The sequence below is a fragment of the uncultured Xanthomonas sp. genome (assembly GCF_964278005.1).
In the GTDB taxonomy this organism is placed as follows: domain Bacteria; phylum Pseudomonadota; class Gammaproteobacteria; order Xanthomonadales; family Xanthomonadaceae; genus Xanthomonas_A; species Xanthomonas_A sontii.
The window spans coordinates 1-26706 of the sequence record NZ_CAXYKF010000023.1 but is presented as its reverse complement, the minus strand read 5'-3'; the positions used below and the strand labels follow the sequence as shown (position 1 = coordinate 26706).

At 68.8% G+C, this 26706-nt stretch carries 14 protein-coding genes and 1 pseudogene; 2 read left to right on the top strand and 13 right to left on the bottom strand.

Annotation, left to right across the window (positions count from 1 at the left end):
• Positions 1-264: 264 nt before the first annotated feature.
• The 6 genes and pseudogenes from ACHWVH_RS14540 to ACHWVH_RS14515 form a co-directional block, all read right to left on the bottom strand.
• Positions 265-1281: a glycoside hydrolase family 43 protein gene (locus tag ACHWVH_RS14540; RefSeq protein ID WP_394687690.1), complete on the bottom strand. Its 1017-nt coding sequence runs from the start codon at positions 1279-1281 to the stop codon at positions 265-267.
• Positions 1255-2784: pseudogene (locus tag ACHWVH_RS14535) on the bottom strand (MFS transporter); the annotation flags it as partial. The pseudogene ACHWVH_RS14535 and the gene ACHWVH_RS14540, both read right to left, overlap by 27 nt.
• Entirely contained in the window at positions 2738-5443 is a 2706-nt protein-coding gene (locus ACHWVH_RS14530) for a glycoside hydrolase family 3 C-terminal domain-containing protein (RefSeq protein ID WP_394687448.1), read from the bottom strand. The pseudogene ACHWVH_RS14535 and the gene ACHWVH_RS14530, both read right to left, overlap by 47 nt.
• Positions 5443-7137, bottom strand: coding sequence for a glycoside hydrolase family 43 protein (locus tag ACHWVH_RS14525; protein ID WP_295939361.1), 1695 nt, complete (start codon positions 7135-7137; stop codon positions 5443-5445). The genes ACHWVH_RS14530 and ACHWVH_RS14525 overlap by 1 nt, the downstream gene beginning before the upstream one ends.
• Positions 7137-9116 (bottom strand): sialate O-acetylesterase, encoded by a 1980-nt coding sequence (locus ACHWVH_RS14520; RefSeq protein ID WP_394687447.1) that lies wholly within the window; start codon positions 9114-9116, stop codon positions 7137-7139. Before ACHWVH_RS14520 ends, ACHWVH_RS14525 begins: the two co-directional genes overlap by 1 nt.
• The gene (locus tag ACHWVH_RS14515) at positions 9113-11269 is read right to left on the bottom strand and encodes an alpha-glucuronidase family glycosyl hydrolase (protein ID WP_394687446.1); all 2157 of its coding nucleotides are present in this window, start codon (positions 11267-11269) and stop codon (positions 9113-9115) included. The genes ACHWVH_RS14520 and ACHWVH_RS14515 overlap by 4 nt, the downstream gene beginning before the upstream one ends.
• A 96-nt stretch (positions 11270-11365) precedes the next feature.
• Between ACHWVH_RS14515 and ACHWVH_RS14510 the strand changes: the two genes are divergently transcribed.
• Positions 11366-12424, top strand: coding sequence for a LacI family DNA-binding transcriptional regulator (locus ACHWVH_RS14510; protein WP_267103055.1), 1059 nt, complete (start codon positions 11366-11368; stop codon positions 12422-12424).
• Positions 12425-12438: 14 nt separating this feature from the next.
• Here ACHWVH_RS14510 and ACHWVH_RS14505 read toward each other — a convergent pair whose 3' ends face one another.
• The 7 genes from ACHWVH_RS14505 to ACHWVH_RS14475 all read right to left on the bottom strand — a co-directional run bounded on the left by ACHWVH_RS14505 (position 12439) and on the right by ACHWVH_RS14475 (position 24501).
• A complete protein-coding gene (locus ACHWVH_RS14505; RefSeq protein WP_394687445.1) occupies positions 12439-14991 on the bottom strand; it encodes a glycoside hydrolase family 3 protein in 2553 nt (850 codons plus the stop codon).
• A 22-nt stretch (positions 14992-15013) separates the two neighbouring features.
• Positions 15014-16348, bottom strand: a complete 1335-nt coding sequence (xylA, locus tag ACHWVH_RS14500; RefSeq protein ID WP_394687444.1) for a xylose isomerase — start codon at positions 16346-16348, stop codon at positions 15014-15016.
• Between the two features lie 44 nt (positions 16349-16392).
• Positions 16393-17925, bottom strand: a complete 1533-nt coding sequence (gene xylB, locus ACHWVH_RS14495) for a xylulokinase (protein ID WP_394687443.1) — start codon at positions 17923-17925, stop codon at positions 16393-16395.
• Between the two features lie 24 nt (positions 17926-17949).
• Positions 17950-19479 (bottom strand): tryptophan halogenase family protein, encoded by a 1530-nt coding sequence (locus ACHWVH_RS14490; RefSeq protein ID WP_267121833.1) that lies wholly within the window; start codon positions 19477-19479, stop codon positions 17950-17952.
• A gap of 13 nt (positions 19480-19492) precedes the next feature.
• The gene (locus ACHWVH_RS14485) at positions 19493-20494 is read right to left on the bottom strand and encodes a cupin-like domain-containing protein (protein ID WP_394687442.1); all 1002 of its coding nucleotides are present in this window, start codon (positions 20492-20494) and stop codon (positions 19493-19495) included.
• A gap of 20 nt (positions 20495-20514) precedes the next feature.
• Complete coding sequence (locus ACHWVH_RS14480) at positions 20515-21273, bottom strand: SapC family protein (RefSeq protein WP_394687441.1); 759 nt, start codon at positions 21271-21273, stop codon at positions 20515-20517.
• 93 nt (positions 21274-21366) lie between these two features.
• A complete protein-coding gene (locus tag ACHWVH_RS14475; protein WP_267093409.1) occupies positions 21367-24501 on the bottom strand; it encodes a TonB-dependent receptor in 3135 nt (1044 codons plus the stop codon).
• A 319-nt stretch (positions 24502-24820) separates the two neighbouring features.
• On the opposite strand from ACHWVH_RS14475, the gene ACHWVH_RS14470 reads away from it, so the two are divergent.
• Entirely contained in the window at positions 24821-25882 is a 1062-nt protein-coding gene (locus tag ACHWVH_RS14470) for a LacI family DNA-binding transcriptional regulator (protein WP_394687440.1), read from the top strand.
• Positions 25883-26706: the final 824 nt, after the last annotated feature.

Sequence of the window (26706 nt, the reverse complement as noted above, 5' to 3'; positions counted from 1 at the left end):
GCCGGGTGCTCGGTGGGAAGGACTACAGTCCCGACTGCTGTAGCAATCGGTCATGGCTTCACTCGTCGCGACTGAAGTCGCTCTCACAGGGGCTTGCGGGAGCCTGCCGGGTGCACTGTGGGAGGGACTTCAGTCCCGACGCATTGCGCCATCGGATGCATAGCCCATCGCTCGCCTCGGCTGCATGGCAGCCGACGCCTAGAGGAGGCCAATGCGCCGCCCGCCAACTCCGCAGGCGGCGCAGTGTCACTAGACCACGGCCTTTCAGCCACCATAGGGATCGACAGTGCGAATGCTCCCGTCCGGCTCGACGTGCAGCGGCGTGCACTTGACCGAGCGCAGGTGGGTCACGCCGCCGGACAACAGGGCGTCGTGGTAGAACAGGTACCAGCGCCCCTGAAACGCGCAGATGGAGTGGTGCGTGGTCCAGCCCACTACCGGCTTCAACAGCACGCCGCGATAGGTGAACGGGCCATACGGACTGTCGCCGATGGCATAGCACAGCAGGTGCGTATCGCCGGTGGAATACGACAGGTAATACCGGCCCTGATCCTTGTGCAGCCACGGTCCCTCGAAGAAGCGGCGCGCGTGGTCGTCGGCGCGCAGCGGCTGGCCGTGTTCGTCGAGGATGACGATTTCGCGTGTGCGCTCCGCCAGCTGCGTCATGCCGGGGTCGAGCCTGGCGATGCGCGGCCCCAGCGCCGGTTCGTCGCCGACAGGCTCGGCGTGCGCCGCATCGAAGCGATCGTCGCGATATTTCTGCAACTGCCCGCCCCAGATGCCGCCGAAGCACAGGTAGTGCGCGCCGTCGTCGTCCTCGAACACGGCCGGGTCGATCGAATAGGTGCCCGCGATCGGCTCGGGCTCGGCGGCGAACGGGCCTTCCGGGCGATCGGCCACCGCCACGCCGATGCGGAACAGACCCTGCGCGTCCTTGGCGGGGAAGTACAGGTAATAGCGCCCGTCGCGTGCCGCCGCGTCCGGCGCCCACATCTGCCGGCTGGCCCAGGGCACGTCGCGCACATGCAGGGCGACGCCGCAGTCGGCGGCCGCTCCCTCAGGTGTGTCCATGCGCAGCACGTGGTAGTCCTCCATGCCGAAGTGGCCGCCGTCGTCGTCGAACGGCGCGCCGCTGTCGATGTCGTGCGACGGATAGATGTACAGGCGCCCCTCGAACACATGGGCCGACGGATCGGCCGTGTAGATGTGGGTGACCAGTGGTTGCGAGACGGCGTGTGCCGCGAGATGGTCTAGGTCGCTGCCCTGGCGCCGCGCCTGCAGGTCGTGTTCGATGCGACGTTCCATGCGCTTGTCGATCCGGTAGAAGCACAGCAGCGCCACCGCGACCAGGAACGGAATGGCGCTGTAGACGCTCACGGTCAGGCGGATGCCGTCCACCACGGCCTGCGGCTGTTGTTCGGCGCCCGCCTGGTAGCCGTGGTGCGCGAGGATGCCGGCGACCAGCGCGCCGCCGATACTGAGCCCGATCTTCAGCCCGCACAGCATCGCCGAGAAGATGATCGCGGTGGCGCGGCGATGGTTCTTCCATTCCGAGTAGTCGGCGACGTCGGCGATCATCGCCCACAGCAAGGGGATGGTGATGCCGTAGCAGAAGCCGTGCAGCATGAAGGCGCCGAAGGCCACGCCGATCGCGGTGGGCGGAAACACGTAGAACGCCAGCAGGAACACGGTGGAAACCAGCAACGCGCCACCGAAGGCATCGCGCTTGCCGAAGCGGTCGGCCAGGCGCCGGGAGAAGCCGATGCCCAGGATCATGCACAGGATGCCGCACGCATTGAACAGGCTGAACGCCGAGGTCGCCGCATCCTGCGGCCAGGTGAAGCCGGACAGGCCCCAGCCGCCGAGCAGGGCGTTCACGCCACCGATGAAGCCGTTGAAGCCGGAGGCGTCGAGAAAGCCCGCCAGCGCGGCCTCGCTCAGGTAGTACTGGAAGTAGTAGATGTAGGTGCCGCCCTTCAGCGCCAGGTTGACGAAGACCAGCACGGTCAGCGCCAGCATCACCTTCCACGGCCGGTTGTGCAGCAGGTCGGACAGGTCCTGCAGCACGCCGGCGCTCTGTTCCTTGGCCGGGACGATGCGCTCGCGGGTGGTGGCGAAGGTGATCAGGAAGAACAGCGTGCCCACCACCGCGAACACCGTCATCAGGCGCTCGAAGCCGCGCACATTGTCGCCGTCACCCAGGATCAGCACCAGCGGCAACAGCAACACCTGGATGATGAACTGCGCGATCATCACCGCCACGAAGCGGTAGGCCGACAGGCTGTTGCGCTGAGCCATGTTGCCGGTGAGCACGCCGCTGAGCGCCGAATACGGCAGGTTGTTGGCCGCGTACACCAGCATCAGCAGACCATAGGTGGTCAACGCGTAAACGACCTTGCCGCGCGCGCCGAGCTCCGGCGTGCTGAAGGCGAGCAGCGACAGCACCCCGAACGGAATCGCCGTCCACAGGATCCAGGGCCTGAACTTGCCCCAGCGCGTGGCCGTGCGGTCGGCGGCAATGCCGATCAGCGGGGTGAACACGAAGGCGCCCAGCAGGCCGATCACGAAGATGATCGTCGCCGCCGTGGCGGCCGGCAATCGGTACACGTCGGTGTAGAAGAACGCCAGGTAGGTGATCAGGGTCTGGAAGATCAGGTTCGCTGCCAGGTCGCCCAGGCTGTAGCCCAGCTTCTCCCGCACCGACAGCACGTGCACGGCGGTCTCCGCACTGCGGGGCTCAGTCACGGTGCGCCTCCACGGTGAAGCGCCCACGCACGCGGGCATCGGCGCTGGAACCGCCGATCCGTACTTCGTAGCTCCCTGCCGGCACGACGTAGGTGCCGCGCGCATCGTCGTACTGCCGCAGCGCCTGCTGCGCATCCAGCTCGAACGTCAGGGTCCGGCGTTCGCCCGGGGCCAGGCGCACGCGCTGGAAGCCGCGCAGCGCCTGCTGCGCATCGCCGGGCGCGGCCGCCAGCCGCCGCACGTACAGCTGCGCGACTTCGTCGCCGGCGCGCTTGCCGGTATTGGCCACCTCCACCTGCACCTTGAGGCGTCCGTCGTCGGCGATGCGCGGCGCATCCACGCGCAGCTTGCCGTAGTCGAAGCGCGTATACGACAGCCCGTGGCCGAACGGATACAGCGGCGTGCCGCGGAAGTAGCGGTAGGTGCGGCCTTCCATCGCGTAGTCGTCGAAGGCGGGCAGCGCCTGGTCCGCCCGGTAGAACGTCACCGGCAGGCGGCCGGCGGGGTTGACCTCCCCGAATAGCGCCTGGCCCACCGCGGTGCCGCCGCGCTGCCCGGGATACCAGCTCATCAGGATCGCCGACAGATGCGCCTGCGCCCACTCCACCGCCAGCGCCGAGCCGCCGGTCAGCACCATCACCACCGGCTTGCCGGTGGCGTGCAGCGCTTCCAGCAAGGCGCGCTGCGGCGCGGGCAGGCGCAGGTCGGTGCGGTCGCCACCGGCGAAGCCCGGGTAGTCCACCTTCATCTCTTCGCCCTCGACATCGCCGGTCAGCCCGCCGACGAACACCACCACGTCCGCGTTGCGCGCGGCATCGAGCGCCTCGTCGAACGGCGGCTTCGCCCCGGGCATGCGCCAGCCCAGGCGCACGCTCGCGTCGCGCTCGGCGTCGTAGTACTCCAGCTTCACCGCATAGGCGCGGCCCGCCTGCAGCTCCAGGTCCACGCCGTCGGCGCGCATGCGGTCGCTGTCGGTCCAGTGATCCAGCACCAGCTTGCCGTCGACATAGAGGCGGAAGCCGTCGTCGGCGGCCGCCTCGATCCGGTAGCGGCCCGAGACCGGCGGCAGCAACTGACCGCTCCAGCGGATGCTGAAATGATCGTTGGGAATGCCCTGCCCCGGCCCCGCTTCGCCGCGGGCCAGCAGATTGTCGGTCGGCGAACCGCGGTCCCAGCGGAAGCCGATCTGCGCGTCGGTGCGCACCAGCGCCGGCGTCCCCGACAGATCGGGCGTGCGGAAATACTCGCCGCGCAGGCCGCGTTCCGGCGAGTCCGCCGAGGGCCGAAGATAGGCTGCTTCGATCAGGGGCGTGGCGCTCGGATCGTCGCGCCCTTCGACCAGATCCACACCGCGCGCATAGCGCACCTCGATGCCCTTGGCCGCGTCACGGATGCCCTGCAGGATCGTCACCGGCGCCGCCGGCGTGCCGAAGTAGTTGCCGAGCAGGGCCATGGTGTCGTCGGCGGTCGGGCCGACCACGGCGATGCGCTTGAGCGTGCGCGACAGCGGCAGCACGCCATCGTTCTTCAACAGCACCAGCGATTCCTGCGCGGCCTGCAGGGCCAGCGCATCGTGCGCGGGCGCCTGGTTCACCGACGCCGGAATCCGCGCCCAGCGCACGCGCTCGGGCGGGTCGAACATGCCCAGCCGCATGCGCGCGGCGAACAGGCGCGTCACCGCGTCGTCGATCTCCGCTTCGCCGATCAGCCCCTGGCGTACCGCGGCCGGCAGCGTGGCGTACTCCTGGCCGCACTCCAGTTCGGTGCCGTTCCTGACTGCCAGCGCCGCGGCGGCCTCGCGGCTGGGCGCCAGATGGTGATGCTTCCAGATATCGACGATGGCCCAGCAGTCCGACACCACGTAGCCGGTGAAGCCCCAGTCGCGGCGCAACACGCCGCGCAACAGGAACTGGCTGGCGCTGGCGGACTCGCCGTACACCCGGTTGTAGGCGCCCATCACCGCGTCCACCTTGCCCTCCTTCACCAGCGCCTCGAACGCCGGCAGGTAGGTGTCGTAGAGGTCGCGCTTGCTCGGGCGCGCATCGAAGTGGTGGCGGTCGGCCTCCGGGCCGCTGTGCACGGCGAAATGCTTGGCGGTGGCGTCGAGCTTGCGGTACACCGGGTCGTCGCCCTGCAATCCCCGCACGAAGGCCACGCCCATGCGCGCGGTGAGGTAGGGATCCTCGCCGTAGGTTTCCTGGCCGCGGCCCCAGCGCGGGTCGCGGAAGATGTTGATGTTCGGCGACCAGAAGGTCAGCCCCTGGTAACGGCCATGCGCGCCCTCGCGCAGGAACTGGTGGTGCTTGGCGCGCGCCTCGTCGCTGATGGTGGTGGCCACCTGCCCCATCAACGGCACGTCGAAGGTGGCGGCCAGCCCGATGGCCTGCGGAAACACCGTGGCCTGCCCGGCCCGCGCCACGCCGTGCAGCGCCTCGTTCCACCAGTCGTAGGCCGGCACGCCCAGGCGCTCGATCGCCGGCGCGGCGTTCTGCATCTGCCCCGCTTTCTCCTCCAGGGACATCTGCGCGACCAGCGCCGCCGCCCGGGCCTCGAAGCTGGCCGAGGTGTCCTGCCACGGCTTGGCGTCGACGGCGTCGGCGGCATGGCCCACGCCGGCCAGCGCGATGGCGGCGCACAGGGCCAGCGTGCGGAACAGGCGGCCACGAACACCGCTGCGAAAGGAAAACCTGCGCTTCATCATCGTTTGCTCCTGGAGGCACGCTCGTCGCGCGCGAAAGGACCGAGCAGGGCGCCCACGAAGCCGCCAGCACGATCCGTACTCAACGCGGTTCCGTCGACGTCGTCGGCGAGGGTCTGCCAGCCCTGCCCCGTGCCGGTGTCGAACGCGAACGCATACGTGCCGGCGTCGCCGGCGATCTTCAGACGCAGCGACGTGGACGCGTCCACTTCGCGGCTGGCAACGGTCCTGGTCGCACCCTTGCCCGCGCGCGCTTCGAGGAACACCACCACGCGATCGCGGCCCAGGCGGCGTACGCCAAGGAAGTACCACCAGTCCTCGTTCTGGAACGCCGCCAGCCCGGCCGCCACGCCCGCTTCGGGGCGCGTCATTGCGGTGCTGGCCTCGAACCGCAAATGCTGCTGGCGGCGCCCCAGGAACGCGGGGTTGCGCAAGGTATCCAGGTTCTCCGGCAGCGGATGCACCGCCAGACTTCCCGGACGCGTGCGCAGGTCCGCCCAGCCCTGCTTGGGCACACGCACGCGCAACCAGCCGCGGCCGAGCGTCGGCGCATCGAACTCATCGCGCTCGACGAAGTTGCCGGTGGACGGCGCCTGCGACGCCTCGCCCTGCATCCACGACGGCGCCTTGACCGCATAGGGAATGGCCTGCCCGGCCGGCAGAATCACCGGCCAGCCGTCGCGCCACTGCACCGGCAGCAGGTAGGTCTCGCGCCCGGTGTTGTAGTGGCGCACGTCGTAGGTGCGGCTGGCCAGGAACACCGCCCACCAGGAACCGTCCGGCCCTTCCACAATATCCGCATGCCCGGCGTTGGCGATCGGCAGCGATCGGTCGTCGGGCAGGTCGCGCTGGGTGAGGATCGGATTGCCCGCATACGGCTGGTAAGGCCCCCACACGTCGCGGCTGCGCAGCACCACCTGCGAATGCTGCGGTCCGGTGCCGCCCTCGGCATCGGAGAGGTAGTACCAGCCGTCGCGTCGATACAGATGCGGCCCCTCGATCCAGATCGGATTCTTTGCCGGCTCGACGCCGCCGTCGATCAGCACCTTGCGCGGCCCCACCGGGGTGAAGGTCGCCAGGTCGAGTTGCTGCATCCAGATCGCGCGGTGGCCGTCGTAGCGCGGCGCGCCGGGCGGCACGTCGTTGTTGAGCAGGTAGACGCGGCCGTCGGCGTCGAAGAACAGCGACGGATCGATGCCGTCGATGCCCGGCAGCCAGTGCGGATCCGACCAGGGGCCAGCGGGATCGCGCGCGGTGGCGATGAAGTTGCCGCCGCTGTCCACGGCGGTTGTGACCACGTAGAACTCGCCGTCGTGATAGGAAATGGCCGGCGCGAAGATGCCGCGCGACACGCTCAGGCCATCGAAGTCGACTTGCGTCGGCCGGTCGATCACGTTGCCGATCTGTTTCCAGTGCACCAGGTCGACGCTCTCGAACACCGGAATGCCCGGGAAGTAGGTGAAGCTGGAATTGACCAGATAGAACCGCCCGTTCGCGCGCACGATGCTCGGGTCGGCGTGGAAGCCGGCCAGGATCGGGTTGCGGTAATGCCCGGCCGGCAACGGCGCCTCGAAGGCTGCGTCGCTCCCGGCGTAGTCGAACCAGTCGAAATAGACCGGCGGTGCGGGCGCGGCCCACAGCGGCTGCAGCGCAGCGGACAACAGCAGGACGGCCGTGGCGAGCAACGGGCGCATCAGGGAACTCCTTCGGACAGTGCGAGTTCGAACGGTCCTGCCGTCGCACCGGAACGGTCGCGCAGCGTGCAGACCGGGCCATCGGCCCAGCAGTAGCGCACGCGCGCGGCGGCGGCTACCTGGGGACTGCGCAGGACGACGGTGCGCCCGTCCAGCGCCGCGTCGGCATACGTGCAGTGCTGCGCCTGGGCATCGCAGAGTTCGAAGCCGATGGGGCCGCTCGCCCCGGTCGTGACCAGGCTGCCGTCGACGTCGTCGAACACGATGCGCACTCCGCCCTGCGTGCGCGTTGCCGTGCGGGGGATCGGGCCGGACGGCGCCAGCGCGCGTTCGCCGTAGACCACGTGGCGCGCCGCCCGCGCCAGGCGCCGTCCCAGTTCCTGCTTGTTCGGCGGATGGATGTCGTAGGCATCGCCGATGTCGATGGCCACCGCGAGGCCGCTGTACGGGTCTTCCGCGGCCACACGGCGCTGCGCCTCGCGCACCTGCGCCCAGCCGCTCTCCACCGGGGCCTGCGGCGGCAGGCCGTAACCGGCGAGCTGCACCACCAGCAGCGGCATCTTTGCACCGAATTGCCGGCGCCAGTCGTCGCGCAAGCCACGCAACCGCATCGCATAGGCCGCGCCGTCGCCGGTGTTGGATTCGCCCTGGTACCACAGCATGCCGCGCAGCCCGTAACGCCCCAGCGGCGCGATCATGCCGTTGTACAGCGTCGACATACCGGAGGCCGCATGCCACGGCGCCAGCGGCGGTGACTGCGGATCGGGCGCGACCCGGTACTGCCAATGCCGATCCAGGACGATGCGCGTGCCATCGGCCAATTCGACGGCATGCGCACTGGCGGGGCCTGCCAGTCCGCCCTCGCCGTAGGTATCCAGCACGTTGACGACCACCGTGTTGCTGCCCGCCTTCAACAGGCCGGGCGCAAGCGCATACCGGCGTGAATCGCTCGGCGCGTTCTGGCTGCCCACGGCCACGCCGTTGACCCAGGTCATGTCGGTCTCGTCGACCGGCCCCAGCACCAGCCGTACGCCCTGCGCCGCCTGCGCGGCGGCCAGGGTGACCTGCGTGCGGTACCAGACCATGCCGTTGTAGTCGGCGAGCGCCGGCACGCCCCAGCGCTCCCATGCGCCGAGTGCCGCCGGCGCGTCCTGCCACCCGGTGCGGCCCGCACCGGGCTGCCATGGCGTATCGCCCGGCGTGGCACCAGCGCGCGTGGTCCACCAATGCTGCCAGTGCCGGCCCCAGCGTGCGCTCGCGGCGACGGGGTCGGTGGCGTACAGCGCCAGCACGTCCAGCGCCTCGTCCATGCCACCCTGCGCACGCAGCGCCTCGGCGCTGGTCCAGGCCTCGATCCGCGCACCGCCCCAGGCCGCCTGGATCAGCCCCATCGGCACCTTGACCGTCTTCTGCAGCTCCCGCGCGAAGTAGAAGCACGCGGCCGAAAACTCCCGCACTGTGTCCAGCGTCGCGGGTTGCCATGCGACCGTAGCAGGGAACGCATCCTGCGGCGCGACCGCCGCGGCCTTGGGCACGGTGAACAGACGGATGCTGGGCTCGGCGGCCGCGGCCAGTTCGCGGCTCGCATCCAGCGCGCGCCACACCGGCAGCTCCATGTTCGACTGCCCGGAACACAGCCACACATCGCCCACCAGCACATCGCGCACGACCTGGCGCGCCTGTCCCGCGCGCACCGTCATGTCGTAAGGACCGCCCGCGGCGACCGGCTTGAACGTGGCATGCCAGCGGCCGCCGGCATCGGCACGTGCGCTGACCCACTGGCGGGCGAAGGTCACCGACACCGTGGCACCCGGCGCGGCGTTCCCCCACACCGGCATCGGCCGGTCGCGCTGCAGCACGGCGTGATCCTGAAACAGCGCATGCAACAGCGGCGGCACCGCGTCTTGCGCCACGCAGGGCGTGGCGCTGCACCCCAAGGCCGCCGCCAGCAACCAGCCCGTCCACGTGGTCGGCTTCATCGTCCATCTCCCGGTGCGGAGGGAAACTGCAGGGCCTGGTACCAGGCCAACGAGTGCGGTGGCGCGGCTTCGCCCGCGGGCAACGGCCGCCCGCTCACCGACTGGAAGTACGCCACGCTGGCATCGCGCCACCATTGCGCTTCGCGCAGCTGGATGCGCAGGAACGCCGCCACCTGCGCGTGCCGCTCGGCGTCCACCTTGCCGCGCAGCCCATCCCAGGTGGCCTGCATGGTCTGCACCTGGCGCACGCCCAGCGCATAGCGGCCGACCAGTTCGTCCCACAACGGTCGTCCGGAGGCCATGCGGTGGTCCCACGGCACGTGATGGAACCACAGCAGCAGCGACTCGGGCACCCGCGCCGGGTCGCCATACACGGCCGCCACGTCCGGCGCGTACTGGCTCACCGCATTGCTGCCATGCGCAGTGCGATCGAAACCGATGCCATCGCGATCGGCGCGGTGGTAGTACACCGCGGTCCAGTCCGCGCGCGGGCCGCCGTCCACCCAGGGGCCGGGACCGTAGTGGTGGCCGCGCGCCATCAGGTGGTGCAGGCCCAGCGGGGTCATGTAGTTCACCGCGGCCTCGCGCGAGCCCATCATCATCCCGACGATGGGCTGCACCACCTCGGGTGCCGGCGAGAACGTCATCGCCGCCCAGTTCTCGGCGATGGCGCGGGCGGATTGGTGCGGATTCCAGGCCAGGCGACCGAAGGCGTACCAGTTGGCCTGGTCGAAGTGCGAGCCGCTCCAGGTGCGGTCGTTGCCAATGTTGGCGACGCCGGCGATGCCGGTCAGGGCGTGGCCTTCCAATGTGCCATCCACCACGTCCGCCACCGTGGATCCCGCGCCGCGGGCATGGGTGTCGGATTGCAGCACGTCCTCGTACAGCGGCCCCAGGTACACCAGGTGCGTGGCGAAGCCGAGATACTCCTTGGTGATCTGGAATTCCAGCATCAGCGGCGTGCGCGGCATGGCGCCGAACAGTGGATGGAAGGGCTCGCGCGGCTGGAAATCGATGGGGCCGTTCTTGACCTGCACGATCACGTTCGGGCGGAAGGCGCCGTCGAGGCCGACGAACTCGGCGTAGGCCTGCATGGCGCGGTCCACCGGCACGTCGTGGGCGTAGACGAAGGCCCGCCACATCACCACGCCGCCGTGCGGCGCCAGCGCATCGGCCAGCAGGTTGGCGCCGTCGGCGTGCGAACGGCCATAGTCCTGCGGGCCGGGCTGACCTTCCGAATTGGCCTTGACCAGGAAGCCGCCGAAATCCGGAATGCGCGCATAGATCTGGTCGGCCTTGTCGCGCCACCAGCGCTGCACGGCCGGGTCGCGCGGATCGGCGGTGTTCAATCCCCCCAGTTCGATGGGCGCGCTGAAGCGTGCGCTCAGGTAGACGCGGATGCCGTAGGGCCGGAACACGTCCGCCAGCGCCGCCGCCTTGTCGAGGTAGGCCGGCGCCAGGCTCTGCGCATTGGCGTTGACATTGTTGAGCACGGTGCCGTTGATGCCGATCGAGGCATTGGCGCGCGCGTAATCGGTGTAACGCGGGTCGCGCCATTCCGGCAGGCTTTGCCAGTCCCACAAGGAGCGGCCCGCATAGCCGCGCTCGACGTGGCCGTCCAGGTCGTCCCAATGGTCGAGCACGCGCAGGCGGATCCGTGGCGACTCGCGCACCGCGAGCGCTTCGAGCGACGCGCCGGTCTGCAGCAGGCGCAGCAGATGGAACACGCCATACAGCACACCGATGTCCCGGCGTCCTGCCACCAGCACCACCGCGTGCCCGTCGATGCGGGTGCGCTTGAGCAGGTAGCCCTCCTCGCCCAGCGACGCGATCTCCTCGCGGAACGGCGCAAGCGCTGGCGACGACTGCGGCGTGCCCAGCACCACAGCATGACCGCCGCTCGCGGCCGCACGCGCCGCCGGGGCGCGCCCCAGCAGGCCGGTGAGGCCACGCACCAGCTCGTCGCGCGCCACCCGCTGCGTCGGCGTCCGCGCCGGCGCCACCACCTCGTCCAGGCGGGCGGCGCCATCCGCACGTGCGGCGCCTTGCGAGGGCAGGTAACGCATCCATAGCGCAGCGCCATCCTCCGCGCGCAGGCTGCCCGCGCAGACCATCAGCACCATGGCAGCGCATGCCATCCACTGACACCGCATGACATGCGGACGGCAGCCAAGCGCCGCCAGCAAACCTTGTAAGCTGACGGCGTACCCGCGGCGCGGCAGCGTCAGGAACAACAAAGGGAACGCGTTTTGGACAAGCCGAAGAAAGCGGTCCGCCGCAAGACCAGCGGGGTGACGATCGACGAGGTGGCGGCCTTGGCCGGGGTTTCGCCGATGACCGTGTCGCGCGCGATCAACCAGGGCAAGGTGCGCGATGCCACCCGCGAGCGCGTGATGCGCGCGGTGCGCGAACTGGGCTACACGCCCAACCTGGCCGCCAGTTCGCTGGCCGCCGCGCAGCACACCCGCATCGCCCTGATCTACACCAATCCCAGCGGCGCCTACCTGCGCGAGCTGCTGGTCGGCCTGCTGCGCGTCGCCTCCAACGCCGCCATCCAGTTGGTCATCCACTACTGGGAAGACCTGGACCCCGATGCCGAGCGCAAGGCCGCGCGCGCCCTGGGCGGGCGCGTGGATGGCGTGATCCTGCCGCCGCCGTTGTGCGAATCGCAGGCGGCGGTGAGCGAACTGGTGAAGGCCGGCATCCCGGTGATCGCGATCGCCGCCGGGCGCCTCAGCGACGCGATCTCCTGCGTGCGCATCGACGACTTCCATGCCGGCAAGGAGATGGCCGAACACCTGATCCAGCACGGCCACCGGCGCATCGGCTTCATCCGTGGGCGCCAGGACCTCAGCGCCAGTGCGCGGCGCTACGAGGGCTTTGTCACTGCGCTGCAGGAGGCCGGGCTGAAGGTCGAACCCGGCCTGGTCCAGCAGGGCGACTACACCTACCGCTCGGGGTTGGCCGCCGCCGAAAAGCTGCTGTCGCAGCGGCGGCCGCCGACCGCGATCTTCGCCAGCAACGACGACATGGGCGCGGCGGCGATCTCCGTCGCGCACCGGCGCGGCCTGGAAGTGCCGCGCGACCTGTCGGTGGTCGGCTTCGACGACACCTCGGCCGCCACCACCGTGTGGCCGGAGCTCACCACCATCCACCAACCGATCGCCTCGATGGCCGATGCCGCCATCGACATCCTGCTGCGCAGCATCCGCCGCAAGCGCGACGACGCACGCATGTCCAGCGACCACGTGGTCCCGCACCGGCTGGTGCTGCGCGGTTCGGTCGCCAGCCCGCCCAAGGGGCGCTGACGCAGGACGCAGGCTCACGCGCTCGGGCATGCGACGGTGCTCTCCGCTTCGTTCAACGCGCCGAGCGCCACCCGCGACACCGACAGCGTCATCGCGCCCGCCGTGGTCAACGCCCAGGGGCGGTCCAGCTTGCTCAGATCCGCGCCGGCCGCCGCCAGGCACTTGAGCGGCACGCCCACGCGCTTCCACTGGCCGACCGGCAGGGCTGTCAGCGTCGGCCCGATCGCCACCCGCGCCGCGCAGCCGCTGCCGCAGCCGACCGCCAGCCACGCCTCGCCCTGCGGGGCGGCATCCACGCGCAGCGTGGTCACCAGCATCAGGTCGCCGTTGCTCTCGCGCTGCAGGTCCAGCGGCGTATGCGACTGCAGCGCGACCAACGCCTCGCGTCCACCCGACCAGGCGAGGCGGCGGCCATCCTCCTGCGCCAGGTGGTCCACGCCGGTGACCTTGAGCAGCGCGCCGTCGAGCGATTCCGGCACGCGGGTGACGGTGACGCCCTGTCCATTGGCCCCTTCCAGGCGCAAGGCCATGCCCGGGCCGGCCGCGCCGCGGGCGAAGAACACGCCGGCCGCAGCTTCGTTGCCGGTGAGGCCGGAGACTTCCGGCAACCTGGCCAGGTTGCCATTGTCGGCATAGCGCAGGCCGTAGCCGAAGGCGAACAGCGGGTCGTAGCCCTTCTGCCCCACGTTGTTGGCGTATTGCGTCGCCGTGCGCGGCCAACTGAAGCTCAGCGTGCCCTTGAAGTCGTGCTGCACGCCGCCCTGCGCAGTGCGCAGCAACACGTCGGCGATACCCGCGCCTTCCGAGCCGGGCAGCCACGCCGCCACGAAGGCATCGGCCGCGTTGAGTTCGCGGTTGACCCACAGCGGTCGCCCGCTGAGAAACACCGCGACCACAGGAATGCCGTCGGCCTTGAGCCGCTTGATCAGCGCCAGGTCGGTGTCGTCGCCCGGCTTGTAGGCCAGGGTCGGCCGATCGCCCTGGAACTCCGCGTAGGGATTCTCGCCGAACACCACCACCGCGACGTCCGGCCTGGTCGTGTACGTGCCGTCGACCGCCAGCACGGCCTCGCCGCCCGCGGCCTTGGCCTGCTGCGCGAAGCCCTCGTAGATGGTGTCCGCATTCGGGAAGTCCTTGCGGGTGGTGCCGGTGCCCTGCCAGTTCAGCGTCCAGCCGCCGGCCTGCTTGCCGACGTCGTTGGCGCCGTCGCCGGCCACCAGGATGCGCTGCTTCGGCGACAGCGGCAGCAGACCGCCCTGGTTCTTCAGCAGCACCAGCGACTCGCGCACCGCCTGCCGCGCCACCGCGCGATGCGCCGGCGCACCGATCAGCGCGAACTGGCCACCGACCGCGCGCGCCGACGGCTTGCCCGCCTCGAACAGGCCCAGCCGCATCTTGACCCGCAGGATCCGGCGCACCGCATCGTCCAGGCGCTGTTGCGAGATGGTGCCGTTCTTCGCCGCCGCCAGCGTGGTGGTGTAGAAGCCCTTCCAACTGTCCGAGGCCATGGCCATGTCCAGGCCGGCATTGATGGTGGCCGGGCAATCGGTCGGCGTGCAGCCCTTGACCTGTCCGTGGCCGTTCCAGTCGCCGACCACGAAGCCGCCGAAGTGCATGCGCCCCTTCAGCGCGTCGGTCAGGTAGGTCTTGTGACCGTGCATCTTTTCGCCGTTGACGCTGTTGAACGAGGCCATCGCGGTCTGCGCGCCGGCGGCGATGGCCGGGGGATAGCCCGCAGCATGGATACGGACCAGTTCGGCTTCGCCGATTTTGGTGTCGCCCTGGTCGCGGCCGTCGGTGGTGCCGCCATCACCCAGGAAATGCTTGACCGAGGCGATCACATGGCGGCCATTGAGGAAGTCCGGCGTACCCACCTTGCCCTGCAGCCCCTCGACCATCGCCCCGGCGTAGCTGGCCACCACCTCGGGCGATTCCGAATAGCCCTCGTAGGTGCGTCCCCAGCGGTCGTCCTGCGGCACCGCCACGGTCGGCGCGAAGGTCCACTCCATGCCGGTGGCGCGGGTTTCCAGCGCGGTGATTTCGCCGATCCGGCGCAGCAGCGCCGGGTTGCGGGTCGCGCCCAGGCCGATGTTGTGCGGGAACAGCGTGGCGCCGACGATGTTGCTCTGCCCGTGCACGGCATCGATGCCGAACAGCATCGGAATCGCCTTGCCGCCATGCGAGGTGTCCATCGACGCCGCATAGAACGCATCGGCCAGCGCCAGCCATTCGGCCGGCGCGGCGTCGTAGCGGCCGCCGGGATCGGAATTGCCGCCGGCCAGGATCGACCCCAGGCGATATTTGCGTACGTCCTCCGGGGTGAGGCTGCCGATATCGCCCTGCACCAGTTGGCCGACCTTCTCCTCCACCGTCATGGTGGCGATCAGCGCGGTAAGGCGCTTTTCCAGCGCGGGATCCTCGGGCAGCGGCCAGGTCACGCTGGGCCAGGGGCTGGCCTCCGCGCGGGCGGGCGCCGCAGCCTGGACGTCGCCCTTGCACACGGCGAGCGCGAGCAGCAGCGCGGCCAGCAACGCGCCGGTGTGGCGTGTGGAACGGGTATCGGTCACGGCGCTCTCCTTGCCGCTGCGCTCAGCGCAGCAGGTACTGGTTGATCAGATTCTCGTAGCGCTCCTGGCGGCCGCTGATCTGCCGCGGCTCGCCGCCCTTCGCGCCCAATGCCGCCAGCTCGGCGAGGCCGAGCGCACCGCGCGCGAACTGCTCGCCGGCGCCACTGTCGAAGCTGGCATATCGCTCCCGGCGCCACTGCTCCCAGGGCGAGTCGGTGAGCAGCGCGTGGGCCACTTCCAGCCCGCGGGCGAAGGCATCCATGCCGCCGATGTGGGCAATGAACAGATCCTCGAGTTCGGTGGACTCGCGGCGCACCTTGGCGTCGAAGTTCAGGCCGCCCTCCAGGCCGCCCTGGCGCAGCACCACCAGCATGGCGCCGACCGTGTCGTACAGATCGGTCGGAAACTGGTCGGTATCCCAGCCGTTCTGCGCATTGCCGCGGTTGGCGTCGATGCTGCCCAGCAGGCCGTGGTCGGAAGCGACCTGCAGGTCGTGTTCGAAGGTGTGGCCGGACAGCGTGGCGTGGTTGGCCTCGATGTTGAGCTTGAAGTCCTTGTCCAGGCCGTGCGCCTTCAGAAAGCCCGCCACCGTCGCGCTGTCGAAGTCGTACTGGTGCTTCATCGGCTCCATCGGCTTGGGCTCGATCAGGAAGTTGCCTTTCAGGCCGATGCTGCGGCCGTAGTCGCGCGCCATGGTCAGGAAGCGCGCGAAGTGGTCGAGTTCGCGCTTCATCTGCGTGTTGACCAGCGAGGCATAGCCTTCGCGGCCGCCCCAGAACACGTAGTGCTCGCCGCCCAATTCCACCGTCGCCTCCAGCGCCGCCTTCACCTGCACGGCGGCGCGCGCCACCACGGCGAAATCGGGATTGGTCGCGGCACCGTTCATGTAGCGCGGATGCGAGAACAGATTCGCCGTGCCCCACAGCAGCTTCATGCCGGTCGCGTCCTGGCGCGCCTTGGCCAGGCCGACCATGTGCTTGAGGTTCTTCTCGTACTGGCCGGCATCGTCGGCGTCCGGCGCCAGGTCGATGTCGTGGAAGCACCAGTACGGCACGCCGAGCTTGGTGAAGAACTCGAACGCCGCATCCACTTTCGCCTCGGCGCTGGCCAGCGGCGCACCGACCTCCCACGGGAAATGGCGCGTGCCCGGGCCGAACGGGTCCTGTCCTGCGTTGCAGAAGGTGTGCCAGTAGCAGACTGCGAAGCGCAGATGGTCCTGCATGGTCTTTCCGCCGATGACCTTGTTGGCGTCGTAGACCTTGAAGGCCAGCGGGTTGTCCGAGCCGCGGCCTTCGAAGGGGATGCGGCCGATGCCGGGGAAGTATTCCTTGGCGCCGATGAAGGGCTGGGTGTGCATGGTGTGGGTTCCTGTCGTGGTGGGAGGGTGTGCGAAACGGAGGATCAACCGCGGAACAGCGGCATGACCGCATCGAGGTGGCGCAGGAAGCGTGCATAGGCCGCGGCATAGGCCTGGGTGCGCGCCGGATCCGGACGGGCGGACAGCTGCGGATCGACCGCCACATGCTGTTGCGCGATGTCGGCAATGGAAGCGGCATCGCCGCGTGCCAGGCCCACGGCCCACAGCGCCTGCAAGGCGGCGCCGAATGCCGCGCCTTCCGGCTGCATGGGCACGTCCACCGGCAGGCCGAACACATCGGCCACCAGTTGCCGCCACGCGCCGCTGTTGCTGCCGCCGCCGGTCAGCACGATGCGCTCGAACTGCATGCCCGTACGCACGAATGCGTCGAAGCCATACTTCAGGCTGTAGGTCGCCCCTTCCATCGCCGCGCGATAGAGGTGGGCCGGGGTCATGTTGTGCGTGTCCAGGCCCGCCAGCAGGCCCTTGCCCAACGGCAGGTCCGGCGTGCGCTCGCCATTGAGGAACGGCAGCATCATCAGGCCGTCGGCACCGGGTGCGGTGGCGTGCAGGTGCGCATCGCCGTCGCGGGTGCTGAAGCCGAACGCGGCGGCGACCTGCTCGGTCGCCACGGTACAGTTCATCGTGCAGATCAGCGGCAACCAGCCGCCGGTGGAGGAGCAGAACGCGGCCCACGCGCCGTCCGGGTCGACCACCGGCGTGTCGGAGTAGGCGAACAGGGTGCCGGAGGTGCCCAGACTCATCGCCAGGCGGCCGGGCACGACGCAGCCGGTGCCGATGGCCGCCATCATGTTGTCGCCGCCGCCGACGGCGATCTTCAGCGTCGCTGGCACGCCGAGCAAGTTGGCCGCGGCCGGGTCGATGTCGAACAGGGCATCGGGTGCGGCCAGGCGCGGCAGGCAATCCGCCAGATCGCGCTGCGGATCGGTGGCGCGCAGCAGCTCGGTCGACCAGGTGCGCGTGCGCACGTCCAGCCAGCCCGTGCCCGACGCATCGCCGTATTCGCAGAAGCGCTGGCCGGTCAGCACGAAGTTGAGATAGTCGTGCGGCAGCAGGATCGTGGCGAGCCGCGCATAGGCCTCGGGCCGGTGCGTCCTGGTCCACGGCAGCTTGGAGGCGGTGTAACCGGCCAGGATCGGATTGCCCGCCAGCGCGATGGTGTGCGCCGCGCCGCCGACTGCGTCCATGATCTGCACGCACTCGGCCGAGGTGCTGGTGTCGCACCACAACTTGGCCGGTGCCAGCACCTCGCCTGCCGCGTCGACCGGCACGAAGCCATGCTGCTGGCCCGAGACCGCCAGCGCGCCGAGGCGCGAGCGCAGCGCAGGATCGATGGCCTGGAAGCAGGCCTGCAGGGCCGCGACCCAGTCGGCCGGATGTTGTTCACGGCTGCCATCGGCGGCGGAATGCAACTCCAGCGGCGCCCTGCTGCTGGCCACGACGCTGCGCCCGACCGGGTCGTAGACCACGACCTTCAGGCTCTGCGTTCCCGCATCGATTCCGGCTACCAGTTCCCTTTCTTCCACGTCGTACCGCCTTTTCGTTAGCGCTATCATTTTTGGACGACAGCGTGTGTGCCGTTACGCCAGGGATACGCTCCGCTGCCAGACGTCCGGGGTCGCCTTGCAGTAGCGTTCGATGAACTCCGCCTGCGACGGCATCGCCGCGCTGGCCTGCTGCAGCGGCTGCCGGATCCGCGTCAGCAGCGTGCGCAGATCCGCATCGCCGATGGCGGCGGCCAGCGGATGCGGCGGTCCCGGCTGGATTCCCTGCCCCAGCAACACGCTGGTCCAGGAATCCACGCGGAACAACTCGCCCGGGTCCTGCCAGGCGTGCGCCCGCTCGCGCCAGGCGCGCAGCCGAATCGCCAGCGACTCGGGCAGCGCCATCTCGCGGCAGGCTTTCCACATCGGCTCGTCGCGCTGGGTGGCGTGGTAGTGCAGGATGATGAAATCGCGCACGTGCTCCATCTCCTGGCGACTGACCGTGTTGTACAGCTCCACCAGCGCCGGGCTGATGCCGTCGTGTGGAAACAGCTGGATCAGGCGCACCACCGCACTGATGGTCAGGTGGATGCTGGTCGATTCCAGCGGCTCGATGAAGCCGCTGGCCAGGCCCAGCGCCACCACGTTTTTGTTCCAGGCCTGCAGCCTGCGCCCGCTGCGGAACGGCACCAGCCACGGGTCGCGCAGCGGCGGGCCGTCGACGTCGCGCAGCAGCTTGGCGTGCGCCTCGTCGTCGGACAGGTGCCGGCTGGAGAACACCAGTCCGCAGCCGACCCGGTGCTGCAGGGCGATATGCCAACGCCACCCGGCCTCGTGCGCAATGGCACGGGTATACGGCACCGGCGGCGCGACCGCCTCGGTCTGCACCGCAACGGCGCGATCGCTGGGCAACCATTCGCGCCAGTCTTCGTAGCCGGTGTGCAGGGTCTGCTCGGTCAGCAGGCCGCGGAAGCCGGTGCAGTCGATGAACAGATCGCCCTCGATGAGCTGCCCGTCTTCCAGCAGCAGTGAGGCGACGGAGCCGTCGTGCGCATGTTGCCGGACCTCGCGGATCTGTCCCTCGACCCGGCGCAGCCCGTACCCTTCGGCCTTCTTGCGCAGGAGCTTCGCGTAGAGCGCGGCATCGAAGTGATAGGCGTAGTTGACCTGCGGCTGGGTCTCCAGCGAGAACCGGTCCGCACGCGATGCCACGCTCTCCAGGCAGAAGTCGCCCAGGTCCGACGGCATGCCGCGGCGCAGGCTGTCCAGCCAGAAATGATGGAACGGCGTGGCCCAGGTGCCCTGCCCGATCGTGCCGAACGGATGGATGAAGCGATCGCCGGGGCGGCGCCAGTGCTCGAACGAGATCGACAGCTTGAACGTGCCGGCGACGGCGCGCAGGAACTCCTGCTCGTCGATCTGCAGGAAGCGGTGGAAGGTGCGGATCGGCGGCACGGTCGACTCGCCGACGCCCACCGTGCCGATATGCTCGGACTCCACCAGGGTGATGTCCAGGCGATCGCGGAACTGGTGGGCCAGCGCGCAGCCGGCCAGCCAGCCCGCGGTGCCGCCGCCGGCGATGACGACCTTGCGGATGCGTCCGTCCGTTGTGGTGGCAAGGTTCAAGGTGATGCTCCCATCAGCGATTGAGCCGCGCCAGCAACTGCGCGCGCGTGCGGCGCGCCCGTGCCTCGTCGAATGGCGCCAGTTCGCCCCGCGCGGCCTCGGGCAGGTGCTGGCCTGCACATTCGCCGGGGCCGAACACGTAGTAATCGAAGAGCTTGGCCCAGGCCTGTTTCTCGCGCGCCGGCAGATCGCGCAACGCCCACATCGCGTGCTGCAGCGCCGTCAGCGGCGAGGGCAGGAACGCCGGCGCACTGCGCCACCAGTAATTCACCAGCACATTGAACGGCGCCAGGCTGCGCACGTGGTGCCACCACATGCTGGGGATGAACAGCGCATCGCCCGGCTCCAGCTCGACGTGCCGTGCGCTGGCCAGCGCATCACGGAAACGCGGATAACGCGCGAAGTCGGGGCGGTCGACATCCACCACGCTGACCACCTGGCCGCCAGGCGTCGGCTCCAGCGGCCCCGGATACAGGTTGTCGATCTGCTCGGGCGGAAACAGGGTGACGCGGCGCCGGCCCACCGCACAGCAAGCCAGGTTGTCCGGCGTGTCGAAATGGCAGGACGCCGTGACCCGGTTGCCGATCCAGATGCTCGGCGGCGCATCGACGCCCTGCCCGGCCAGGCCGGCGTCGTTGGCCTGCGCGAACCCCGGCAGCGCCCGCTCGATCGGCAGCGACGCGACATAGTACGTGGGCGGCCGCGGATCCTCGAAGGTCGTGGCAATCGCGTCCAGCACCTGCGTGAGCGTTCCGCGGCGGACCTCGAAATTCAATTCGGTGAAGTCGGCGTTGTAGAACGGGCGTCCCTCGATCCCGGGTTCGCCGAAGGAATACGGAACGGGCACCCCCGTATCGAAGCTGCGCAGGTAGGCCATTGCGTCCTGCGTGGAGCGCAGCCCGGCCTGCATCAGCCCCCAATCGCGCACGATGCCGCGCAACACCACCGGCTCCCCCGCCGCCACCAGGTCCTGCAGTGGCAGCGCGGTGGGCTGCACGTCTTCCAGTGTCCGCATGGCTGCGCCGTCCGGCACGCTCAATTCCTGCCTGCCGCGCCAGCGGTATCCTGCAAGCGCAGGCGTCGCTGCTTCTCGGCGATCAGGCGGCGCATGTTGTGCAGCGAGGCCAGCATCAGATACGCGCCTTCCAGATAGCCGGCGCGGTTGAGCGCGGCCAGCGCGGCGCCGTCCAGTTGGGCCAGGCGCTCACGGTCGATCGCGTGCAGGCCGTTCACGCCGACGCGGTGCTGCGCATCGAGCTGCACGTCGAGCGCCACCGGCTGGATCAGCCCGTGCGCATCGAGCGCCGCGAACATGTCCGCACCGAAGGCATGACCCTCGTGGATGCCGCGCAGCACCGTGGCGATGTGGTCGAGATAGGGCGTGTTGCCGCCCTGCGGCAGAAACACCGGCTCGCCCTGCAGCGCCGTCACCCGCGGATGCTCCATGTCTACGTGCAGCACCGCGTCCTGGGTCAGCACGCCGTCGATGCGCTGCTCTTGGAAGCCGATCAGGAACGGCCCCTTGGCCGCCGCTCCGGGGAGATAGGAGGCCATCCAGCGCCGGTCCTGCAGGAACAGGTTCTCATGCTGCTCGAACCCCAGCAGCGCCACCGACTGCCAGGCGCCGTCCGCCGGGTCCTTACGCAGGAAGATCGGATATTCCCGCTGCAGCTCGGCGTACTCGCTGGGGTAGGCCGGCACCATGCCCACCGCGTCGCCGAACTCCGGACCGAAGTCGGTGGCCACGCGCAGGTCGCGATGGGCGATGTTGTTGAGCATCTCGTAACGCGGCATGGTGGTGCGCACTCCCCTCTGGAGCCCGGCACAAGGTGCCGCCGCAACAGCGGCGACACCCGTGCGACATGCGAAGAAGGACTCCCCGCTTCTTCAGAACTTGTAGCGAACGCCCAGCATATAACGCGGGCTCTGGTCGGCCAGCTTCACGATCATCTTCGAGGTGCGCGAGCGCCAGCGCACGTCCTCGCCGGTCAGGTTGATCGCCTCCAGCCCGAACGACCAGTGGTCGTTCAACGTGTAGTTCACGCTGAGATCCCACTGTTCGTAGGGCTCCACATAGTACGGGTTGCGGCTGGTACCCTGGTTGGCCAGGATCAGGTACTGGTCGCGCCAGTTCCAGGCCAGGCGCACCGACCAGCCGTACTTTTCGTACATCAGCACCGCGTTGGCGGTGTCGCTCAGGCCGGTCAGCGCGAACTGGTCGATGCCCGGGTCGCCACCATTGTCGTAGCCGACGTCGCCCTTGACGATGGTGTAGTTGGCGAGGATGCCGAACCCGGTGTCGCCGAGGAAGTACTGCCCGCCGAGCTCCCAGCCGTGCAGCTTGGCCTGGTTCTGGTTGATCGGACGGTTGACGTTGAACTCGTACAGCGGATCGTCGGCCTCGCCGTAGAGATCGTAGGCCGCTTCGGTCGCCAGCACCTGCGCGCCGGTGCCGTTGTAGGCGGCCAGGCCGGCCGGGTTGTTGCGCAGCAGGGCCAGCGCGGTGAACAGCGAGGTGTCGTTGGCCGAGCAGGCCGCCGCATTGGCCGGGCCGACCTGGGCGAGGCAGGCACCGCTGGTGAGGAACGCCAGCGCCGACTTCGCGTCCGGACCCGAGGTGGGATCGCGCAGGCCGTACAGATTCTCCTGCACGACGGTGTTGCCGATGAAGTTGTTGACCGACTTGTTCCAGTACGTCACCGACAGGTAGCTCGCATCGGCGAAGTACCACTCCAGCGCCAGGTCGAGGTTGTCGGACTCCAGCGGCTTCAGCGACGGATTCTGCGCCGTGCCGCTGGCGCGCGAGGACGGATCGATCAGCACCGAGCCGAACGGTTGCTGTGCCCCGGGGCCGGCATAGAGATTGCCGATCGGCGCGCGCGCGATGCTCTTGCCGAAGGAGACGCGACCCTTCAGCGTGTCGGTGAGGTCGATGCTGAAATCGAGGTTGGGCAGGATGTAGCTGTACGTGGTCTTCTCGCTGAACGGCTGCTGCTCGTTGGACAGCACCACGCGGAAGTCGTTGTTGGACTGCCACTCGATCGCCTCTGGCGTGGCGATGATCGAGGTCGACACCACGTCGGTGGTTTCGTAGCGCACGCCGAGCCGGGTATTGGTGCGCCGACCGGCCAGCTCGCCATCCAGTTCCACCTGGAAATACGCCGAGCGGGTCTTTTCCTCCACGAAGTTGTCGGCGGCGCGCTGCGGGCTCACGCCCAGGCCGACGCCGTACTGGCTGGCCGCCCATTCCGCCAGCCGGCCCGCATCGCCGCGCCATGCCGGCCAACTCGTCCCGCTGTAGTCATGGAACAGGCCGATGATGTTGACCGGCTGCATCAGGTTCATCAGGCCGCCGGCGGTATCGCGGTCGACGTTGGCCACGCCCCAGTCGCCCAGCGTGGAGTACGCCTCGGCGGCCTGGATGCGGTGGGTGGTCGACTTGTTGGTGTCCACGCCGAACTGGAAGCGGCCCTGGTCGAAGCTCCATTCGCCGTCGACGCGCGCCTGCTTGATCTGGCTGATCTGGCTCTGCGAGTTGACCCGCAGCACCTGCGAACCGATCTCGCCGGGCACGAAGCCCGGATTGACCACGCCATTGGCCTTGGCCGCGGCAGCGGCGTCGCTCGGATACCAGACCTGGGTGCCGATCGGCAGGCCATTGTTGAAGTTCAGCTCCTGCACCCAGGAGCCGCCGCAGTGCGGCCCGGTGGTGCAGTTGTTGGTGCCGGCGATGCTCATGAACAGCGAGCCGCCACCGGTCAACGGATCGTTGGGACGGCTTTCGTTCTTCGAGTCGTGCGCGTCGAAGCTGAGCTTGAGCCGGTCGGTCACGTTCCACACCGCATTCAGGCCGAGCGAGCCCAGCTTGTACTTCTGCATGCTGCGCTGCTGCTCAAGGCCGAAATCCTTGGTGCCGGCGATTTCGCGGATGTAGGTCGGCACGGCCACCGCGCCGCTGGTATCGAACGTCACATCGGTGTAGTTGCTGTTCTGCAGCCACATGCCCTGCTCGCCACGATTCTCGGTGATCTCGTTGGTCGAGTAGGTGTAGTCCAGGGTCAGGGTCAGGCTGTCGGTGGGCGCGAACTGCAGCACCGCCTGGCCGTTGACGCGCTCGCGTTCGAACTCGGAGAACGCATAGCGCAGGTCGTTCGGCCGGGCGTACAGCGCGCCGATCTGCGGCGCATTGACCACGGTCGGATTGCCGGGCATCGAGCCCGTCCACGGCTGCACGTTCCAATAGTTTTCGGTGGCCTGCACCGAGCCGCCCTTGCGCTTCTGGTAGCTCGCGCTCACGCCGACGCCGAAGGTCTTGTCCGGATTGCTGTAGCTGAAGATGCCCGACAGTTCCGGGGTGATGTCGTTGTCGAACGGCTGGCTGCGGTCGGAGACGGCCTTGGCGCCGGCACTGGCGACGATGCCCTGGTGGTCGAATGGGCGCGCGGTCAGGATGTTGATGGTGGCGCCGATGCCGCCGCTGGGCATGTTGGCCTGGCTGGTCTTGTAGACCTCGATGCCATTGATCGCTTCGGCGGCCAGCTGGGCGAAGTTGAAGGCACGGGTGCCGCCGTCGACCCCGCCGATGGCGACCTGGCCGGCGGCGCCGAACGCATCGGCGCCCGGCATCTGCCGCCCGTTGAGCGTCACCATGTTGAACTGCGGGCCGAAGCCGCGCGCGGTGACCTGCGCGCCTTCGCCATCGCGCCGTTCGATGGAGATGCCGGTGATGCGCTGCAGCGACTCGGCCAGGTTGGTATCGGGGAACTTGCCGATGTCTTCGGCACTGATGGCATCCACCACGCCCGCGGCGTCGCGCTTGATGTCCATCGCCTGGCTGAGGCTGTTGCGCAGGCCGGTGACCTGGACCGTGTCCAGCTGCGTCGGGCTGCTCTGCGCCTGTTGCTCTGCCGCCGGCGGCGTCTGCGTCGACGCGTCCTGTGCGAATGCGGGATTGATGACCAGGACGCCACCGACGAAGGTGAACATGGCCCTGGATTTGAACTTCGCCAGCGTGCGGCTCATGGACGAGCCCCCAGGTCTGGGCTACGACGAAACATAGAAGCGCTCATGACTCTCCCCTCTGACATGCGATCGATGGATGTACCGCCCCTCCCCTAAGAGGCACGCACGGGCGATGCCCGTCTTCCACGCCGAACATCGCAGCGCGCTCTGCGGTCGCTGCGACTCAAAACTCCGTTTCAGGATTGCCAGACGACGCGCGATAAAGGCTCCCCCCGAGCCCGACTGCCGCTGATTGATAGCGCTATCATCGCGTCACGGCGCAGACTACGCACCCGGGACATCGCTTGTCATCATGCGTCGCAACAAAGGACCGCATTCCTTGAAGAACACCCCCAAAACGACGCGTCGAAGAGGGAACGCCATCACCATCGACGACGTCGCGGCGCATGCGGGCGTCTCGCCGATGACCGTCTCGCGCGTCACCCACGGTCACGCCGGCGTGCGCGAGAGCACGCGCGAGCGGGTGATGCGCAGCGTGCGCGCACTGGACTACCGGCCCAACCCGGCCGCCAGCGCGCTCGCCGCCGCGCAGCACACCTGCATCGCGTTGATCTACACCAACCCCAGCTCCAGCTATCTGCGCGAACTGCTGGTCGGCGCGCTGCGTGGTTCGACCCGCGTGGCGGCGCAACTGGTGATCGCCACGTGGGACGGACTGGGTCCGCGGGCACGCCGCGAGGCCGCACGCACGCTCTGCAGCAGCGTGGCCGGCGTGATTCTCCCCGCGCCCTTGTGCGAATCGAAAGCCATCGTCGCCGTGTTCGTCGACGCCGGGATTCCCGTCGTCTCCATTGCGTCGAGCCGGTTCAGCGACAGGCTGTCCTGCGTGCACATCGACGACCGCCGTGCCAGCCATGACATGGTCTCGCACCTGATCGCGCACGGGCATACGCGCATCGGCTACATCACCGGCGACCCGAACCAGACCGCCAGTGCGCACCGCTGGCAAGGTTACCGCGATGCCCTGGCGGATGCGGGCATCGACTACGACGCCGCGCTCGTGCAGCCGGGCGACTTCACCTATCGCGCCGGACTCGAGGCCGCCGAGCGACTGTTGGCGTTGCGGGCACGCCCCAGTGCGATTTTCGCGAGCAACGACGACATGGCCTCGGCGGTGGTGTCGGTGGCGCATCGTCGGCGCCTGAAGGTGCCGGAGGATCTGTCGGTGGTGGGATTCGACGACACGTCGGCGTCGACGATGGTGTGGCCGGAGCTGACCACCATCCATCAGCCGGTGGCGGACATGACCGATGCGGCCATCGATCTGTTGTTGCGGGAGATCCGGCAGGGGGCCGGTTCGGGGCGTACCTGCGTCAATCATGTGGTGCCGCATCGATTGGTCGCGCGTGATTCGGTGTTGCGGCCTTCGCTGGTTCGCTAGCACCGTGCCATAAGCGAGAGACCGGGAAGCCGCTGCAGATGCGGCGTCTGTGTCTCAGATACGTAAAACGCTCATTCGCCGAACGCTTTTGCCGTTGCCGTTGCCGTTGCCTTTGCTGTGGCTGTGGCTGTGGCTGTTGCTTTTGCTGTTGCTTTTGACTTACCGGGTTCCCTTCCGAAGCGGCGAACCAGGCGGGAAAAACCCGAAGGGCGGCGCACATGGACGTGCGCCGTCCGCGGCAGGGGCAGGATGCCCCTTCCGCGGATCCCGCCTGGTTCGCGGACCCGGAGCGCGCAGCGCGGAGGGCGCGTAGGCAGGGCGCGCTTTCTTTTGGTTACCTTTTCTTTGCGCGAGCAAAGAAAAGTAACTCGCCCGAGAGGGCGAAAGCCTTTGCTGTTGCTTCAAGCTTTCGTGTCAGACAAGAAGAACCGTAGAAGCGGCTTCAGCCGCGACCAACGTAATCGGTCATGCATGTCGCGGCGTAAGCCGCTCCTACAATCCAGCGGCCGCCGTAGTAATAGCAAGTGCAAGAGCAAGTGCGATAGCGAGAGCAAGAGCAAGAGCAAAGCTTTCGCCTTGCGGCGAGTTACTTTTCTTTGCTTGTGCAAAGAAAAGTAACCAAAAGAAAGCACACCCTGCCTCGCGCCCTGCGCGCTAACGCGCTCCGGGTCCGCGTCCAGCCCGGGGTTTCGCGGATGGGGCATCCTGCCCCTGCCGCGAACGGCGCACATCCATGTGCGCCGCCCCTTCGGGGTTTTTCCCCGGGCCGGCCGCCGCTTCGGAAGGGAACCCGGCAAGTCAAAAGCCGGAGCAACGGCAACGGC

Coding starts and splice junctions, on each gene's coding strand:
- ACHWVH_RS14525 (WP_295939361.1), bottom strand. CDS start 7,137: ATGCGCCCGTTGCTCGCCACGGCCGTCCTGCTGTTGTCCGCTGCGCTG.
- ACHWVH_RS14530 (WP_394687448.1), bottom strand. CDS start 5,443: ATGAAGCGCAGGTTTTCCTTTCGCAGCGGTGTTCGTGGCCGCCTGTTC.
- xylA (WP_394687444.1), bottom strand. CDS start 16,348: ATGCACACCCAGCCCTTCATCGGCGCCAAGGAATACTTCCCCGGCATC.
- xylB (WP_394687443.1), bottom strand. CDS start 17,925: ATGATAGCGCTAACGAAAAGGCGGTACGACGTGGAAGAAAGGGAACTG.
- ACHWVH_RS14515 (WP_394687446.1), bottom strand. CDS start 11,269: ATGCGGTGTCAGTGGATGGCATGCGCTGCCATGGTGCTGATGGTCTGC.
- ACHWVH_RS14475 (WP_267093409.1), bottom strand. CDS start 24,501: ATGAGCCGCACGCTGGCGAAGTTCAAATCCAGGGCCATGTTCACCTTC.
- ACHWVH_RS14520 (WP_394687447.1), bottom strand. CDS start 9,116: ATGAAGCCGACCACGTGGACGGGCTGGTTGCTGGCGGCGGCCTTGGGG.
- ACHWVH_RS14480 (WP_394687441.1), bottom strand. CDS start 21,273: ATGCCGCGTTACGAGATGCTCAACAACATCGCCCATCGCGACCTGCGC.
- ACHWVH_RS14485 (WP_394687442.1), bottom strand. CDS start 20,494: ATGCGGACACTGGAAGACGTGCAGCCCACCGCGCTGCCACTGCAGGAC.